At 67.7% G+C, this 16197-nt stretch carries 16 protein-coding genes; 10 read left to right on the forward strand and 6 right to left on the reverse strand.

The features are described from left to right. Positions 1-2: 2 nt before the first annotated feature. The 5 genes from folD (at position 3) to FM111_RS04155 (ending at position 4110) form a co-directional block, all read left to right on the forward strand. Positions 3-926 carry a bifunctional methylenetetrahydrofolate dehydrogenase/methenyltetrahydrofolate cyclohydrolase FolD gene (gene folD / locus FM111_RS04135; protein ID WP_087139460.1) on the forward strand — a complete coding sequence of 308 codons (924 nt, stop codon included), beginning with the start codon at positions 3-5 and terminating at the stop codon, positions 924-926. 96 nt (positions 927-1022) lie between these two features. Then, positions 1023-1715, forward strand: a complete 693-nt coding sequence (locus tag FM111_RS04140; protein ID WP_087139498.1) for a LemA family protein — start codon at positions 1023-1025, stop codon at positions 1713-1715. Between the two features lie 7 nt (positions 1716-1722). Continuing rightward, a complete protein-coding gene (locus tag FM111_RS04145) occupies positions 1723-2589 on the forward strand; it encodes a TPM domain-containing protein (protein ID WP_179205012.1) in 867 nt (288 codons plus the stop codon). Then, positions 2583-3272, forward strand: a complete 690-nt coding sequence (locus tag FM111_RS04150; RefSeq protein ID WP_087139461.1) for a TPM domain-containing protein — start codon at positions 2583-2585, stop codon at positions 3270-3272. Before FM111_RS04145 ends, FM111_RS04150 begins: the two co-directional genes overlap by 7 nt. Positions 3273-3354: 82 nt before the next feature. Then, complete coding sequence (locus FM111_RS04155) at positions 3355-4110, forward strand: endonuclease/exonuclease/phosphatase family protein (protein WP_087139462.1); 756 nt, start codon at positions 3355-3357, stop codon at positions 4108-4110. Here the strand turns inward: FM111_RS04155 and FM111_RS04160 are convergent. Next, positions 4095-5573, reverse strand: a complete 1479-nt coding sequence (locus FM111_RS04160) for a phospholipase D-like domain-containing protein (protein ID WP_087139463.1) — start codon at positions 5571-5573, stop codon at positions 4095-4097. The two genes, FM111_RS04155 and FM111_RS04160, sit on opposite strands and share 16 nt — an antisense overlap. 164 nt (positions 5574-5737) lie before the next feature. Here FM111_RS04160 and FM111_RS04165 point away from each other — a divergent pair, with 164 nt between their 5' ends. From FM111_RS04165 to FM111_RS04175, 3 genes are all read left to right on the forward strand, one after another. Beyond that, positions 5738-5920: a hypothetical protein gene (locus tag FM111_RS04165; RefSeq protein ID WP_087139464.1), complete on the forward strand. Its 183-nt coding sequence runs from the start codon at positions 5738-5740 to the stop codon at positions 5918-5920. A 142-nt stretch (positions 5921-6062) separates the two neighbouring features. Next, entirely contained in the window at positions 6063-8711 is a 2649-nt protein-coding gene (locus tag FM111_RS04170; protein ID WP_087139465.1) for a tipN, read from the forward strand. 217 nt (positions 8712-8928) lie between these two features. Next, positions 8929-9432: a hypothetical protein gene (locus FM111_RS04175; protein ID WP_256968086.1), complete on the forward strand. Its 504-nt coding sequence runs from the start codon at positions 8929-8931 to the stop codon at positions 9430-9432. Here FM111_RS04175 and FM111_RS04180 read toward each other — a convergent pair. Beyond that, positions 9418-10587, reverse strand: a complete 1170-nt coding sequence (locus tag FM111_RS04180; RefSeq protein ID WP_087139467.1) for an MFS transporter — start codon at positions 10585-10587, stop codon at positions 9418-9420. The two genes, FM111_RS04175 and FM111_RS04180, sit on opposite strands and share 15 nt — an antisense overlap. Before the next feature lie 48 nt (positions 10588-10635). On the opposite strand from FM111_RS04180, the gene FM111_RS04185 reads away from it, so the two are divergent. Together FM111_RS04185 and pip are read left to right on the forward strand one after the other, a co-directional pair. Next, a complete protein-coding gene (locus tag FM111_RS04185) occupies positions 10636-11004 on the forward strand; it encodes a DUF423 domain-containing protein (protein WP_087139468.1) in 369 nt (122 codons plus the stop codon). Positions 11005-11048: 44 nt separating this feature from the next. Next, complete coding sequence (gene pip / locus FM111_RS04190; RefSeq protein WP_087139469.1) at positions 11049-12011, forward strand: prolyl aminopeptidase; 963 nt, start codon at positions 11049-11051, stop codon at positions 12009-12011. A 24-nt stretch (positions 12012-12035) separates the two neighbouring features. Here the strand turns inward: pip and FM111_RS04195 are convergent, their stop codons facing one another. Genes FM111_RS04195 through FM111_RS04210 form a run of 4 tightly spaced genes read right to left on the reverse strand, consistent with a single transcriptional unit; the run spans position 12036 to position 16180 of the window. Then, complete coding sequence (locus tag FM111_RS04195) at positions 12036-12512, reverse strand: DUF6173 family protein (RefSeq protein ID WP_087139470.1); 477 nt, start codon at positions 12510-12512, stop codon at positions 12036-12038. 28 nt (positions 12513-12540) lie between these two features. Then, on the reverse strand, positions 12541-13698 hold the full coding sequence (gene rodA, locus FM111_RS04200) for a rod shape-determining protein RodA (RefSeq protein WP_087139471.1): 1158 nt from the start codon (positions 13696-13698) through the stop codon (positions 12541-12543). After that, positions 13695-15689 (reverse strand): penicillin-binding protein 2, encoded by a 1995-nt coding sequence (gene mrdA, locus FM111_RS04205; RefSeq protein ID WP_087139472.1) that lies wholly within the window; start codon positions 15687-15689, stop codon positions 13695-13697. The genes rodA and mrdA overlap by 4 nt, the downstream gene beginning before the upstream one ends. Then, positions 15686-16180, reverse strand: coding sequence for a hypothetical protein (locus tag FM111_RS04210; protein ID WP_003164690.1), 495 nt, complete (start codon positions 16178-16180; stop codon positions 15686-15688). The genes mrdA and FM111_RS04210 overlap by 4 nt, the downstream gene beginning before the upstream one ends. Between the last annotated feature and the right edge of the window lie 17 nt (positions 16181-16197).

Genomic DNA, 16197 nt, shown 5'->3' on the forward strand with positions numbered 1-16197 from the left:
TTATGGCTGTCGAACCCGCTCGCGCCTCGCTGATCGACGGCAAGGCCTTCTCACAGACCCTGGTGGAGCGCGTCGCGGCCGCCGCCGCACGGCTGGAATCCGCCCATGGCGTCAAGCCCGGCCTGGCCGTCGTCATCGTCGGCGAAGACCCCGCCAGCCAGCTCTATGTCCGCAACAAGGGCGAGACGACGCTGAAGGCCGGAATGCGTTCGGACACCCACCGCCTGCCGGCCGAAACCACCCAAGCCGAGCTGCTGGCCCTGATCGCGTCGCTGAACGCCGATGCGGGCATCCACGGCATCCTCGTGCAGTTGCCCCTGCCCAAGCATATCGATTCGGCCGCCGTGCTGGACGCCATCTCGCCGGACAAGGACGTGGACGGCTTCCACGTCGTCAACGCCGGACGCCTGGCCGTCGGCCTGCCGGGCATGATCCCCTGCACACCGCTGGGCAGCCTGATGCTGCTGAAGGATCAACTCGGCGACCTGTCGGGCCTGAACGCCGTCATCGTCGGCCGCTCAAACATCGTCGGCAAGCCGATGGCGCAACTGCTGCTGGGCGAAAGCTGCACCGTCACCGTGGCCCACTCGCGCACCCGCGACCTGCCCGCCCTGTGCCGCACCGCCGACATCCTTGTGGCCGCCGTCGGCCGTCCCGAGATGATCAAGGGCGACTGGATCAAGCCGGGCGCCACCGTCATCGACGTGGGCATCAACCGCGTCCCTTCGCGTGATCCGGTCAAGGCGGCCGAGGGCAAGACCCGCGTGGTCGGCGATGTGGACTTCAACGAGGCGGTCGAAGTCGCTGGTCGCATCACCCCCGTCCCCGGCGGCGTCGGCCCCATGACCATCGCCTGCCTGCTAGCCAACACCTACACCGCCGCCTGCCGCGCGGCGGGCGTGGAGCCGGAAGACCTGAACGGCTGAGATCTTCGTCAAAAATCCAGCCTTGAAGCGGAGCCTTTCGGGCCCGATAGTCTTTAGCGATCAGCGGTCATGAGGGCCGCCCGCAGGAGCTTCTTCATGGCTGGATTTTCGCCTCGTATCGCGGCCGTCGCCGCTGTCGTCGTCCTGGCCCCCGCCGTGGGCGCCTGCGGCTACAACACCATTCCGACCAAGCAGGAGCGCGCCGAGGCCGCCTGGGCCGATGTCCAGAGCCAGTATCAGCGCCGCGCCGACCTGGTGCCGAACCTGGTCGCCACCGTTCAGGGCGCAGCCATTCAGGAACGCACCACCCTGACCCAGGTGATCGAGGCCCGCGCCAAGGCCACCAGCGTCAACATCGACGCCTCCAACCTCGATAACGCCGCCGCCTTCCAGCAGTATCAGCAAGCTCAAGGCGAGCTTTCCAGCGCCCTGTCGCGACTGCTGGTGACGGTCGAGGCCTATCCTCAGCTTCAGGCCAATCAGAACTTCCTGACCCTGCAGTCGCAACTGGAAGGTACCGAGAACCGCATTTCCGTGGCGCGCCGCGACTACAATGAGGCCGTGCGCGACTACAACACGACGCTGCGCACCTTCCCGAGCGTGATCTGGGCCAAGACCCTGCACGGCGGCTCCAAGCCCATGCAGCTGTTCACCGCCACGGCCGAGGCTCAATCCGCGCCAACGGTAAACTTCGACCTGGGCGCCCAGCCCGGCGGCGGCGCGCCCGCCCCCAGCGCCGCGCCGGGATCCACGCCGCCTGCGGCCGCGCCCGCCCCGGCGGCGCAGTAAGCCTGCAATGAACCCTTTTCCCCTCGCCCCGAGGGAAGGCGCAGCGCGGGGCCTGATCCCCGCGCTGTTGCTGGGCCTCGCGCTGTGGCTGGCCGCCCTGCCCGGCGCCGGCCTGGCCGCCGAGATCAAGTTCCCGACCCTGACCGGGCGGGTGGTCGACGACGCCCAATTGCTGACGCCCGCACAGGAACAGGCCCTGACCGGCAAACTGGCCACGCTGGAACAGCAGACCGGGGACCAGTTGGTCGTCGTCACCCTGCCCTCGCTTCAGGACCAGGAAATCGAGGACTTCGGCTATCAGCTAGGTCGCCAATGGGGCATCGGGCAAAAGGAAAACGACGGCGGCGCCCTGCTGATCGTCGCGCCGAACGAGCGTAAGGTGCGGATCGAGGTCGGCTATGGGCTGGAGGGCGTACTGACCGACGCCTATTCCTCTCTCATCATCCGTAACGACATCCTGCCGGCCTTCCGTCAGGGCGATTACGCCGCCGGCATCATCGCTGGGACCGACTCCATCATCGCGCAACTGACCGCCGATCCGGCCGAAGCCCAGGCGCGTGCCGAAGAGGCCAAGAGCGCGGCGACAGCGACGACCAAGCCGGTTCTGCCCGCCATCGTCATCCTGGCGGTGTTCGCCTTCATCTTCTTCAGCATGGTCGGCGCGGCGGCGGGCGGCCGCAAACGGCGCGGGCGCGGCGACGGCCTGTCGCCCATCCTGATCTGGGCCGCCAGCGAGGCCCTGCGCAACCGCGACGACGATGATCGCGGCGGCTGGGGCGGCGGAGGCTGGGGCGGAGGCGGCGGATTCGGCGGCGGTGGTTTCGGCGGCGGCGGCGGCGGCTTTGGCGGCGGCGGCGCCTCGGGGGGATGGTGATGCAGTTCACGAACGACGACCACGCAAGGGTGGCCCAGGCCATCGCCCAGGCCGAGGCGAACACCTCCGGCGAGATCTTCTGCGTCGTGGCGCGGCAGGTGTCCTCCTATCGTGACGTCAGCCTGGGCTGGGCGGCGGCGGCGGCGCTGCTACTGCCGCTCGGACTGATTCCGTTCGGCTTCAACGGCGACTGGCTGACCTTCGGCGGCGGGTGGGAGATCGCCCACGCCCCCGCCGCCTCAGCCGAGATCGGACGGGCGCTGGCCGCCTATGGACTGGTGCAGGCCGGCGTCTTCGTGGCCGTCTTCCTGTTGTCGCTGATCCCGGTCGTACGCAGGATTCTGACGCCCGCCGCCCTGCGCCGCACGCGCGTCCGCCGCGCGGCCATGCAGCAGTTCCTGGCTCACGGCCTGCACGTCACCGAGGCGCGCACCGGCGTTCTGATCTTCGCCGCCCTGGCCGATCATCAGGTCGAGGTGGTGGCCGACGAGGGCATCCACTCCTGCGTCAGTCCCGAGGTCTGGGCCGACGCCGTCGCCGCCCTGACCGGCGCGCTGCGGCGCGACCGCCCAGTCGAGGGCTTCGAGAAGGCGATCGCTTTGTGCGGTCAGGTTCTGGCGGAACGCTTTCCGCCCAAGCCCGCTGATGAAAACGAGATCCCCGACAAACTGGTTGTCATCTAGTCCGGTTATCAGGACGGTTATCGGGGCCTCGCGACCGCCGCATTGAGGCGCGACAGTCGCTGCGATCGCGGGCAAGGAATCCATGCCGAGACTTCTGACCTACAACGTCCATCGCTGCGTCGGCGTCGATCGCAAGCTGGACGTCAATCGCATCGCCGATGTCATCGCCGAGCATGAGCCCGACGTCGTCTGCCTGCAGGAACTGGACGTGGGCCGCGCCCGCACCGGCTGGGTCGATCAGGCCGATTCCATCGCCCAGCGCCTGGCCATGAGCGTGCAATTCCATCCCGCCATGAAGGTGGAGGCCGAGCTTTACGGCGACGCCATCCTGACTCACCACCCCGAGCGGCTGGTGCGCGCCGCCGCCCTGCCCACCCTGCCCGGCCTCAAGGGGTTGGAGCCGCGCGGCGCCCTGTGGTCGGCGGTCGATTTCGACGGAGTGGTGGTCAACATCCTGAACACCCACCTGGGCCTGGTCCCGCGCGAGCAGCGGCTTCAGGCGGCCGCCCTGATCGGTCGGGACTGGCTGGGCGATCCGATGTGCGAGGGGCCGACCATCCTGACCGGCGATTTCAACGCCACCTCCATCACCCGCCCCTATCAGGCCCTGACCCGGCGGCTGGACGACGCCCAGCGGCGGCTGGGGCTGAAGCCCTCGATCAAGACCTTCCCGTCCACCTTCCCGGCCATCCGCATCGACCACTGCTTCGTCAGCCGCGAGATCCGCGTGACCGGCGCACGCACCCCGTCATCGCCCCTGGCGCGAGCAGCCTCGGACCACTTGCCGCTCATCATCGATTTCGAGATCGATCAGCCCAAAGGTCAACCCGGCGCCTGACCGCCCTCTGACTTGGGTCGGGTGCGGTGCGAGCGGTTCAGCCGCTTCCACGGCCGCCAGGCGTCTGTAGAGGACACCGGATCGCCGAACTGCCACTCGGCGAACATCCGCTCGACCCGCGTCGGCTCGGTGGCGCCCAGCGGCTTCATGCGTTCATGCCCAAAGGTCTGAATCGCCTGACCAACCGAGCCCAGCAGGGTCTCCGCCTCAGCGAAAGCGTCGCCCGACACGCCGATGAAATGACCGAGAGAGTGACGACGGAACCGCTGAATCACCTCGCTCTGCGCTTCCGTCTCAGCCTCGACCGAAACGTCGCATTCCGTATCCAGCCCCATCGAGCGGTTGTTCAGGTTGCTGGACCCGATCCGCAACAGCTTGTCATCGATGATAGTCATCTTGGCGTGGACGATGATCCGCTCGCCTTCGTCCGTCACGGGATAGAAGGCGGTGAAGCGGTCGTGACGATCCGCCTGCTCCAATCGGTACAGAACCTCGGCCCGCGCTGTGTCCATCGTCATGCCGTCGAACCAGCTGGGACTGCGGCCGGTCGAAACCAGCACCACCTCCGGCCCGTCCGGCTCGTCCAGCCGCGCCGCCAGCGCCGCCGCGAGCAGAGGCGAGGTGAAGTACTGGTTCTCCATATAGATGAGCGAGCGTGCGCGCCGGATGCCCTCCAGATGCAGGGCCTCGTTCTCGCGCACCTCGGAACGGCCGCGCACCTGAGGCTCGGTGCGGGATATCCCGACCGACACCTGCGTCAACGCGGGCGTCACGCGCTCCGGCCATGAATCCGCGCATTTGGCCGTAATCGGCGCGATCACCTCGCCGGTCGCCCGCCTCCACCGCTCGCGCGCCAGTTCGCCCAGAGCCTGCGCCGCCGGGCCGTCCATCACGCACATGACCTCATGTCTGGGCGCAGGAATGACGCCGGTCGGCTCGCACCGACGCGGATCACCTGAAAAATGCTCTTCGGTGTCCCAGCGGTCCGTCGAGATATCGCCGCCGCCGCAGAAGGCGATCTGGTTGTCGATCACCACCACCTTCTGATGGTGACAGGCGCCCAGTATCCCAGGCCCGTCCAGTCGAAACTCGACGATGCGGCGCCGGAACCAGCGCTGCGCCTTGTGCGGGTAGAAGCCTTGCGAGGCGGCGATCAGCAGGGGCGAGCGCCAGATCAGCAGGCGCACGTCCAGGTCAGGCTTGTGACGCACCAGAGCCTTCAACTGATGACCGATCTCGGCGCGCCGGTCGTTCAGCGGTCCCTCCGGATCCAGACGCGTGCGCGGGTCGAACTGCCAGCCGAGAATCAGGATGGAACGCTCGGCCTTGTGCAGCGCCGACGCCAGGGCGTCGAAATAGGCATTGTTCTCCATCAGGGGGGTGAACCGATGCGCCTTTGCGGACCGCCACACTCCGGTGGCCGTCTCAAGCAGGCTGCCCTCATAGAACTGGTCTGCTCGCATACCCCCCGCAATGGCTGATTCGCGTGACGGCCGGATGGCCCTCCTGATCTCACTCAGACGCCGGTGAGGCCGGATCGTTCCATTTTCGCATCAGTCCGGTCAATGGCGCCGCTTCATCTGTTCGCCGCATTGTCGCCCGAAGATGTTTCTGGCATACTGCGATTATGCAAGCTCTGATCGAGATGCTGGCCGGCCTGATCGCCCTGCTCGCCGCAGCGGCGTTGTCGCAATTCGGCGTCGATCTGAACGCCCCGCAAAAGCCGAACCGCGAAATTCAACGGGTGCAGGATTGCGGCGACAACAAGCCCGCAACCACGGTCCATGTGACCGCTCCGTCGTCCTGCTGATCCACAGATCACGCTGACCCGCGTCGGCAAACGACGATCTAATCCGCGCTCGAGCCTTTTCGCCTTACGATCCAGCCGTTAGGGTCCCTGCCTTGCGCCCTTCGCCGCCTTCGCTGGCGATCAGTGATCGAGACCGACGCCCATGAAATCCCGCCATCGGCCGCCGCTCAATCTGACCGACTCCGAACCCGCCTCTACAGAGACGGATCCCTCGGTCACGCCCGAAGCGATCGAGACCCTCGACGAAGCGACGCCCGAGACCGACCTGGAGCCGCTGTCCGACGCGCCCCAGCGCCCCATGTCCGAGCGCCAGCGCCGTCGCCTGGCCGAGCAACAGGCGCTGGCCGAAGCGCGCGCCGCAGAGGCCGAAAAGGCCGCGCGCGCCCTGTCGCCGTTCGCCGAATCCGCCGACGCCCCGCCCGCCACCGTCACGCCTGCTTCGCCCCCGGCCAAGACGTCCAGCAAGCGCAAGGGCAAGGCGACGGCGTCCAACGGCGCGGCCAACGCCTATCTGATCGCGGGTCTGGCCTCCGCCTTGTGGGTCGGCGGCCTCGCCTCCTGGTTCGCCTACGAACTGGGCTCGGGGATGATGGAGCTCGATCCCCTGCGGCTGGCGGTCTACGTCCTGATCCTGCTGGCGCCGGTGGGCCTGTCCATCTTGCTGGCCCACGCCGTGCGCCAGGGCGCGGGCCTGGCCCAGGAAACGAAGCGCGCGCGGGAAATGGCCGACGCCCTGGTCGGGCCGACCGCCCTGGCCGCCAACCAGGCCGGGCAGGTGCTGAACACTCTGCGCGAAGACATCGACCGCGCCGCGCAATCGGCTGAGCGCGCTCGGGGCGACCTGGCGTCGCTGCGCGAGGCCCTGGTCAAGGAATCCAATCTGCTGAACGAGGCCGCTGAACTGGCCGGCGGGACGGCGCGACGCCTTGCCGAACAACTGTCGCACGAACGCGAGCAGATGGGCGTCCTCGGCGGCAAGCTGGAAGGTCAGGCTTCGGCGGTTGTCGAAACGGTCGAGCGTCAGTCGCGCATGGTGGCCGACGCCTCTGACCTGGCCCAGACTCAACTGCGTGAGGCCGAAGCCGCCCTGGCCGCCCGCGCCGCCGATCTGGCGGCAGCCGCCAACGAAGCCCAGGAAGCCGCCCGCGCCGCCTCCGACGATCTGGCCCGCCAGACCCTGCGGCTGGAGACAGCCGGCTCCGGCGTCGCCGAACAGATTCAATCCGTCGAGGAAGGTCTGGGCCAGCAACGCGCCGCCCTGGTCACGGCCGCCTACGCCCTGCGCACCGATCAAGAAGACTTCTCGGCCCAGATCGAGAGCCAGCGCGCCCAGCTCCTCGACCATCTGTCGCAGACCCGCACCGCCGCCGACGACATCAATCTGCGCGGCGACGAAGCCGCCGCCGCCATCAAGGCCCAGGTCGACGCCGTGGTCGATCAGTTCAAGGCCCTGGTCGAGATGTCCCAGCGCGAGGCCGACGGCTTCGACCACGCCACCAAGCTGTCGCTGGACCGCTTTGAAAGCCTGGCCGCCGAATCTCGCGACCTGTTGGTCGAGGAGACCCGCCGTTCGCTGGAGGCGCTTCAGGCCACGGCGGACGAACAGCGCGCCGCCGCCCAGGCCGCGATCGAACAGGCCCAGATTCGCGCCGACCGCCTGGGCGAATCCCTGTTCGACGCCGCCCAGAAGGCTGATGAAGCCGCCGAAGCCCGCATCGACGGCGCCCGCCGCATCGTCGCCCAGACGGCCGACATGGTGGATCTGACCGGCCAGAAGCTGGTCGACAGCCTGCAGACCACCCTGGTTCAGGTCACCGACGCCCTGACCTCGGTCGAACAGGCCGTCGCCGAAATGGATCAGCGCGCCGCCCGCCTGCCCGACGAAGCTCGCGCCCGCGTCGAAGCTGTGCGCCTCACCGTCGAAGAAGGCCTGAGCGCCCTGACCGCCGCCTCGCGCAAGGCGGCCGAGGACACCGAAGCCCTGGACGCCGGGTTCCAGGATCGCGTGCGACGCAACTATGAAATGCTGACCGAGGCTGTGCGCCTGATGGGCGCCGTCTCCGGCGAGGGCGGCCAGCCGCGCCGCCGGCCGACGACAGTCCCCGCCCCGCGCGAGGTCGCGCCTGCGCCCGAGCCCAAGCGGCCGACGGCTGCGCCGGGCCTCGCATCCGGCCTGGCTTCGGGTCTTGGCCTGCGAGGCCGCATGCGCCCTGAACACCCGGTCGAATCCGAGATCGAACCGATCCCCACGGCCCCGGCCCCGACTACGGCCCCGAGCTCGGCTCCGACGCCTGAACCGCCCCACGCCGAGCCGACACGCATTGGCGACGCCCTAAGCTGGCGCGATCTGGTTCAACCGGAATCGGCGCCCGCCGCGCCTGCCGAGCCTGCCGTCCCGTTGGAGCTGAACGCCGCCATCGGCACGCCGGAAGAGATCGACGCCCTGGCTGGACGCGTCACCTCGGCCATCCGACGTATGGGCGTCGACCCCAACGCTCTGTTGCCCCGCCCCCGCGTAGAGGAGGCCGCGCAGGCCTTCGCCGGCCACGACCCGGCGCGGGCGCGCCAGATCGTCCGCCGCGTGGCTCCGGCCGCCGTCCGCAGCGTCTCTCGCCGGGTGCTGAGCGACGACGCCCTGCGCGCTGACGCCGAAGCCTATGTCCGCGCCTTCGCCCATGGGTTGAAGCTTCAGGCGGAACGCGGCGACGCCGAGGATGTGCAGATGCGACTGGCGACCGACGAGGGCCGCGCCTTCATGCTGCTGGACGCCGCCGTAGGCGATCTGAGCTGACCACCTCGCCTTTACATTACGCCATTGCGGCGCCGGTCAGGCTTGACCTGGCGCCGCATTTCAAAGCACCGTTCATGCTGCGGCGCGCCACAACGGCGCTAGAGGGGGTCTATTTCCTTTGATGGGTCTGGATTCCAACGGTCGCCCTGATCGGCGCCCCGTCATCTCAATTTGCGCCTGGTCGCCGTCGTATCGGGCCTGGGATCCCGTCGAGGATTTGTCCGGCGATCCCTGGAACCCGCCCGGCGCGCGTACCTTGGCGACGCCCGGCGACGCCTCGGCCGAGACCCTGGCCGAAACTCTGACGGGCCTGCTGTCGCGTGGCGATTGCTCGGCCCTGCTGCTGGTCGGGCGCACCGTTCACGCCGGACCGATCCGGGTGCAGATGCGCGCCGAGAACCGCCGTCTGGGCGAGCCGGGACGCCTGGACAGCACCGGCCCCAGCATCGCGCGCGTCACGGCGCCGGTCGCCGACATTCTGCGCGATCTGACGGAGGCGGGAGTCTCGGCCATCGCCGACTCTGACGCCGAAGAGGATGCGGGAAGCTACATCCTGTATCGCATTCTGGCGGATCTGCCCGACAGCCTGGAATCTCCGTCCATCGGCCTGCTGCGGATTCCCAACGGCGAGAGCGAGAACACGGTCCGGACGGCGGTCAAGACGGCCGCTTCGGCCATGGCGCGTCGACTGGCGCCCCTGCCCCGATCAAACGTGGCCTGACGCCGCTTCCTTCGATCGCACCCACAGACCGACCAGCCCCCCGGCTAGCGCCAGCGCCGCCATGGCTAGATAGGCCTTCAACCCGACGGCGTCGTACAGCGGCCCGCTGGCCAGGGTCGCCAGACCGATCAACACCCCGGCCGAAAGGGCCGAGCTCAAGGTCTGGGCGGCGGTGTGGCTGTCCGGCGGACACAGACGTTCGACGATCTGCACACCGGCCAAATAGGTGGCGGCGAACGTCAGGGCGTGCAGCATCTGCAACGGAATCAGCATCCACAGCGGCGGGGCGAAGGCCATCAGGCTCCAGCGCAGGACCGCCGCCCCCGCGCCGATGAACAGCATGGTCCACGGGCCGATGCCGATACGGCGGCGCCACGGCTCGACGCACCACATGAAGGCGATCTCGACCACCACGGAAAAGGCCCACAGCATCCCCGTCACGCTCTCGGCCAAGCCTTGGGCGCGCCAACTGATGGCGGAGAAACCGTAGTAGAAGGCGTGCGTCGCCTGCACCGCGCCGATAGAAAAGATCGCGGCCATGAAGACCGGGCGTCGCAACAGCCGCCCCAGCCCCTGAAATCGCTCAAGCTTCGACACGGGGCCGCCTTCAGACACCGGCTCGGCAGGCAGGACGCGCCAGGCTGTGATCGAGATCAACAGGGAGGCGGCGACCGTCCAGAAGATGACGGCGTCCGAAGTCACGCGCGTCAGCAGCGCGCCCATAGCCAGATTGGCGACGACAAAGGCCGCCGAGCCGCACCCGCGCGGCAGCGAAAAGGCGAATCCCTCACGCCGGGCGACGCGCAGGGTCATCACGTCGCTGAGCGGAATCAGGGCCGCCGCCGCCGTCGCGCCCAACAGCCAGAACAGCGCCCAGAGGACGAATCCCTCGACCAATCCCGCCCCGCCGTAGCCGACCGCCATGACCAGCCCCAGGAAGGCGATGGGCGTGCGCCGCAGAACGAAGCCGTCAGCCCAGACCGCCAGCAGCGGCCCCGTCACCGCGCGCGCCAGCATGGGAATGGCCAGCAAGGCGCCGATCTGGGCGCCGCTCAGCCCCTGGTCACGGAACCACAGGCCGGCGAACGGCAGGGTCACGCCGCTGGCGCTGAACAGCAGGACATATTGCAGCGCCATGCGCGATGCAGCTTTCATCGGCGCGCGATAGCAGACTTCGGGGTTTTTGTGGTCTAGACATTAGACATGAGCCCTGACCGCAAACTGCTCGCTTTCGCCGGTTTCAACGGCGCCATGGCCGTCGCCCTGGGCGCCTTCGCCGCTCACGGCGCCGGTCCCGCCATCAAGACCCTGCTGACCACGGGCGGCCACTATCAGATGGTGCACGCCGCCCTGGCCGCCGCCCTGGCGCTGTTCGGCACGAGCCGACTGTTGAGCCTGGCCGGATGGCTGGCCAGTACAGGCGGGCTGATCTTCTGTCTGGCCCTGGCCATGATCGGGCTGTTGAGCCTGCCGATCATGGGCGCGGTGGCGCCGGTCGGCGGCGCTCTGATGATCGCCGGATGGGCCCTGCTGATCTTCGCCGCCTTCCAGTCCAATCCCGCCAAGGCCTGACCGCTTCAGACCTGACCGATCCTTTTCTCAGAAGGGCATCTTTCGTGACCAATACTGTGCGCCGCGACCTCTACCCGGAAATCGAAGCCTACGCCTCGGGCTGGATGCAAACCGACAGCGTCCACGAGATCTACTACGAGGAAAGCGGCAATCCGCACGGCGTGCCGGTTATCGTGCTGCACGGCGGCCCCGGCGGAGCGGTCAATCCGGGGATGCGGCGCTATTTCGACCCGGCCAAATACCGTATCGTCATGTTCGACCAGCGCGGCTGCGGCCTGTCGCGGCCGAACGCCTCGCTTGAGAACAACACCACCTGGGACCTGGTCGCCGACATCGAGCGCCTGCGCGAAATGCTGGGCATCGACAAATGGGTGGTCTTCGGCGGCTCCTGGGGTTCGACCCTGTCGATGACCTACGCCATCATGCACCCAGAGCGGTGCCTGGCCCTGCTGCTGCGCGGTATCTTCCTCCTGACGAAAAAGGAACTGCACTGGTTCTATCAGGACGGCGCCTCGATGATTTTCCCGGACGCCTGGGAGCGTTTCCTGGCCCCGATCCCCGAAGCCGAGCGCGGCGACCTGATGGCGGCCTATTACAAGCGCCTGACCGGCGATGACGTCGAGGAGCGCAACCGCTGCGCCGTGGCCTGGGCGACCTGGGAAGGCGAGACCGTCAGCATCCAGGGGCCGTCAGGCAAGCCGGACAAGTTCGCCGATCCCGATTTCGCCGTGGCTTTCGCCCGCATCGAGAACTGGTATTTCACCAACGGCGGCTTCTTCGACAGCGAGCACTGGATTCTGGAGAACATCGAAACCATCCGCCACATCCCCTGCTGGATCGCGCAAGGCCGCTTCGACGTGGTGACGCCGATCTCGGGCGCCTGGTCCCTGCACCGCGCCTGGCCCGAGGCCAAGCTGGACATCATCGGCGACGCCGGCCACGCCTCCAGCGAGCCCGGCATCATCGACAGCCTGATCCGCGCCACCGACTGGGCGGCGACGCTCTAAGGGCGGCGCACCCTCGATCAGGGACTATTTCGGGTTGGTCTTCTCGACCATCTCGCTGAGTTGGAAGCCGATGCGGCGCGCCTCGCGCTCCTCCGGCTTTTTCATGGCGCTGAGCACTACGTTGATCTGGCTGTAGTGCTGGATCAGGCGCACCGGCTTGCCGTCAGCGTTGCGGCCGAAGAACATGATCAGGTCCGGCCCCCAGAAGCCGACGTCCATGATCTGCATGGCGCCGTCGCCGGGCAGGCCGACCACGCGCGCGCCGATTTCCTCGTCCTTGTCGAGGTTGGCCTCGAACTCCTCGATCAGCTTGGACAGGCGGACGAAGGCCCACTCGGCCGGGTTGTCGCGCATCCGCAACCCCTCGGCCTGGACCGCCGCCTCATTCTTCGGATCGGCCAGCACGGGTTGAGGACAGGGCGTGTCGCCGCAATCGGAGAACATGGCCGGATCGGCCTTTGGAATGTCGGCGGCTTCAGTTTCGGGCGTTTGAACAGTCATGACGACAGCCTAACGCCCGTACAGGCGATTAGAACAGTCCCTGCCCCTTCGGCAGTTCGACATAGCGGTGCACCCGCATCGACAGGATCAGGCCGAAGCCGATCATCACCGTCATCATGGTCGATCCGCCATAGGACAGCAGCGGCATGGGCACGCCTACGACCGGCGCCAGCCCCATCACCATCGCCCCATTGATCAGCACGAACAGCGCCAGGAAGGCCGTCATGCCCGCCGCGCTGATCCGGCCGAAATGGCTGTGCGACAGGGCTGCGATCCGAAGCGAGATCAGGATCAGCGCGACATAGCAGGCCAGGACGGTGAAGGAGCCGAGGAAGCCGAACTCTTCGGACACGGTCGAGAAGATGAAGTCCGTATGGCGTTCCGGCAGGAACTCCAGCTGGCTCTGACTGCCCAAGCCGTAGCCCTTGCCCATCAGCCCGCCGGAGCCCAGGGCGATCTTGGACTGGATGATGTTGTAGCCGGTGCCGGAGGGATCGGCCTCCGGGTTCAGGAAGGTCAGCACGCGGTTGCGCTGATAGTCGTGCATCACAAACATGACGAAGGGCGGGATCACGGCCACGGCGGCTGCAGCGCACGCCACGATCACACGCCAGCTCAGTCCCGCCATGAACATGACGGCCGCCCCGGTCAGGCCGATGATCATGGCCGAGCCGAGGTCAGGCTGCTTGGCGACCAGCAAGAAGGGCACGCCGATCATCCCCACGGGGATCAGCAGCTTCCATGACCAGCGCGCCTCCTGCGCTGAATGGCCGTGGTACCAGCGCGCCAAGGCCAGCACGAGACCGATCTTGACGAACTCGGCCGGCTGGATGCGGGTGAACCCCAGGTTCAACCAGTTCTTTGCCCCGCCCGCCGTATAGCCCAGCGGCGTGAACTCGATCATCAGCACCAGCACCAGCAGCACGCCGTACAGCGGATAGGCCGCACGGAACCACCATTTCGGATGCACCATGGCCAGGCCGATCATGCCGACCAGCAAGACGCCGAAACGGATCAGGTGCTTGGCCGCCCAGGGCTGCCAATGCCCCCCGGCGATCGAATACAGCATAGCCGTGCCGATCCCGGCCAGGATGCACAACAGGCCGATGACGCGCCAATCCAGCTCAGCGAACTTGCTGGACAGACGGTCGCGTTCGCCAGGACGGGTCAGGGCGGATGCGGTCATTGTCCGGGCTCCGTCAGCGGCGGCGGGGCGACGACGTCGATGCCGGCGCCATCGACTGGCTCGCCTCGCGCCTCGGCCTCGCGCGCGCCAGCGTCTTCCTGGGCCTCGAATCCGGCCTGTTCGATACGGGCGCGGATCTCGGGGTCCTTCAACAGGGCCACCTTCATCACCTCGCGGGCGCGCGGCGCCCCGGCCGTGCCGCCGCCCAAGCCGCCGTGCTGGACGATGACCGAGACGGCGTACCGCGGATTATCCGTCGGCGCATAGGCGACGAACAGGTTGTGATCCTTCTGGTCCCAGGGACGCCCTGCGCCCTTGCGTGAGCCTGAGCCGTAGTTGCGCGCCTGCGCCGTGCCGGTCTTGCCGGCCATCTTGACCATGCCCAGACCCAGCTGGCTATTGCGGAAGCCCGTACCGCCAGCGGCGGTCACCGCCTCCATCCCGTCGCGCAGAACCTGCAGCATCTGAGGATCGTAAGGCAGATCAGCGAAGGCGCTGCCGCCCTGCTCCACCCCGCCGACCGACTTGATCAGGCGCGGCGACACCGCCTTGGATCCGTTGGCGACACGCGCCGTATAGACCGCCAACTGCAGGGCGTTCACGGTCAGGGCGCCCTGACCGATGCCATAGCTGGGGTTCTCGCCCGGATACCATTTGCCGTCGCCCCGCACGGGGTTCTTCCGACGCCATTCGCGATCAGGCACCAGTCCGGCCTTCTGGCCGGGAATGCCGATGTCGAACGTCTGACCGAAGCCCATGTCCCGCGCCGTCTCGGCGATGGCGTCCGGTCCCATCTCGGTCGCCAAGGTCATGAAGTAGACGTTGCAGGAGGCCTTAATGGCCCCGCGCAGATCCAACGCCCCGTGCCGTCCCAGGCAGGCGAACCGGCGCCCCAGATAGAAGCTGCCGTTGCAGAAGATGCGGCGGCTGGGGTCCAGGCCCCGCTTCATCGCCGCCAGGCCCACGATCGGCTTGAACGTCGAGCCCGGCGCGAAGGTGCCGCTCAGCGCCTTATCCAGCAGCGGCCGCCGCTCATAGTCCGCCAGGGCGCGATAGATCTTGGACGGAACACCCGACACGAACAGATTGGGATCGAACGACGGCGACGACACCATGGCCAGGATGTCGCCGTTGCGAACGTCCATGACGACGATGCTGCCCGCCTCTTCGCCGAACACCTCAAGCGCGCGCTGCTGGACGTCATTGTCCAGCGTCAGCACCACCTCGGAACCCTGAACCGCCGGACGTGATCCGGCGATGTCCTCGGCCACGACGCGGCCGCGCGCATTGACCTCGACGCGCTTGCCGCCCTCGACGCCGCGAAGGTCCAGATCCAGCGATCGTTCAATGCCCTGACGGCCGATGCGGAAGCCAGGGTTGAACAGGATGGCCGGCGGCTGTTCGCCCTTGTCGCGGATCGCCTTCACGTCGCGGTCCGACACCTTGGCCACATAGCCGACCACATGGGCGTAGGCGCCGCCGTGCGGATAGTAGCGGGCTTCGTTCATGTCGGCCATGACGCCGGGCAGTTCCGCCGCGTGCAGATTGACCTTGGAGAACTCCTCCCAGGTCAGGTCGCTCTTGACCGGGACCGGCGAGAAACGCGGCGCGGCGTTGACCTCGCGGATGATGGTGCGGCGACGATCCAGGGTGTCCGGCAACAGCTGACCCAGCAGGTCCAGCGTCTGATCCAGATCCTTGGTCTCGTCACGAACCACCAGCACGCGGAAGCTGGGCCGGTTCCCGGCGATGACCACGCCGTTGCGGTCCTTGATCAGGCCGCGCGGCGGCGGCACCTGGCGGAAGTTGAACTGGTTGCGCGTCGCCAAGGTGGCGAACTCTTCCGACTTGAAGAGCTGCAGATGCGCCAGGCGCCCGACCAGGGCCAGCCCGCCCACGACCGTCGCCCCGCCCAGCAGCATGGTGCGCCGCAGGAAGGAGCCCTGCCGCTCGTTCACATCGGAAAAGAAGATATGCGGTTCGCTGCTCATCGGAATCGCACGTCCGCGTCGTCGAAGCGCTCGATCAACCAGTCAGCCAGGGGGAAGAGCAGAAGCGTCGGGATCATCTGGCCCATAACAGCCAATAGATTGGGAGCATTCCCAAGGCTGCCGCGCGTCACGAAATAGGCGACCGCGAAGGCCAGGCCCGTCGAGGCGACATAGAGGGCGAACAGGACGATGGTCGCCTGTCCCGCCAAGTATTTCGACGCCAGCAGCATCGCGCCATAGATCAGCAGCAGGCTGAGCGCCCACATCCCCGTCTGGCCGCCCCAGAAGAAGTCGAGGAACACGCCCAGTCCGAACAGCACCGCCGGCGCCAGCATGGACGGGCGGATCAGGGGCCAGGCGAAGGCCAGCACCATGGGCCAGACCGGCTCCGGCAAGGTCAGGCCGAACAGGCGCAGCGGAATGGCGAACAGGATGGTGGCGGCCGCGGCGATCAGCGCCGGGTAGCCGATCCACTGCATCGGACCAACCATCCGCACGGTGATCGTCC

The organism is Brevundimonas diminuta 3F5N (assembly GCF_900163625.1).
In the GTDB taxonomy this organism is placed as follows: Bacteria; Pseudomonadota; Alphaproteobacteria; order Caulobacterales; family Caulobacteraceae; genus Brevundimonas; species Brevundimonas diminuta_A.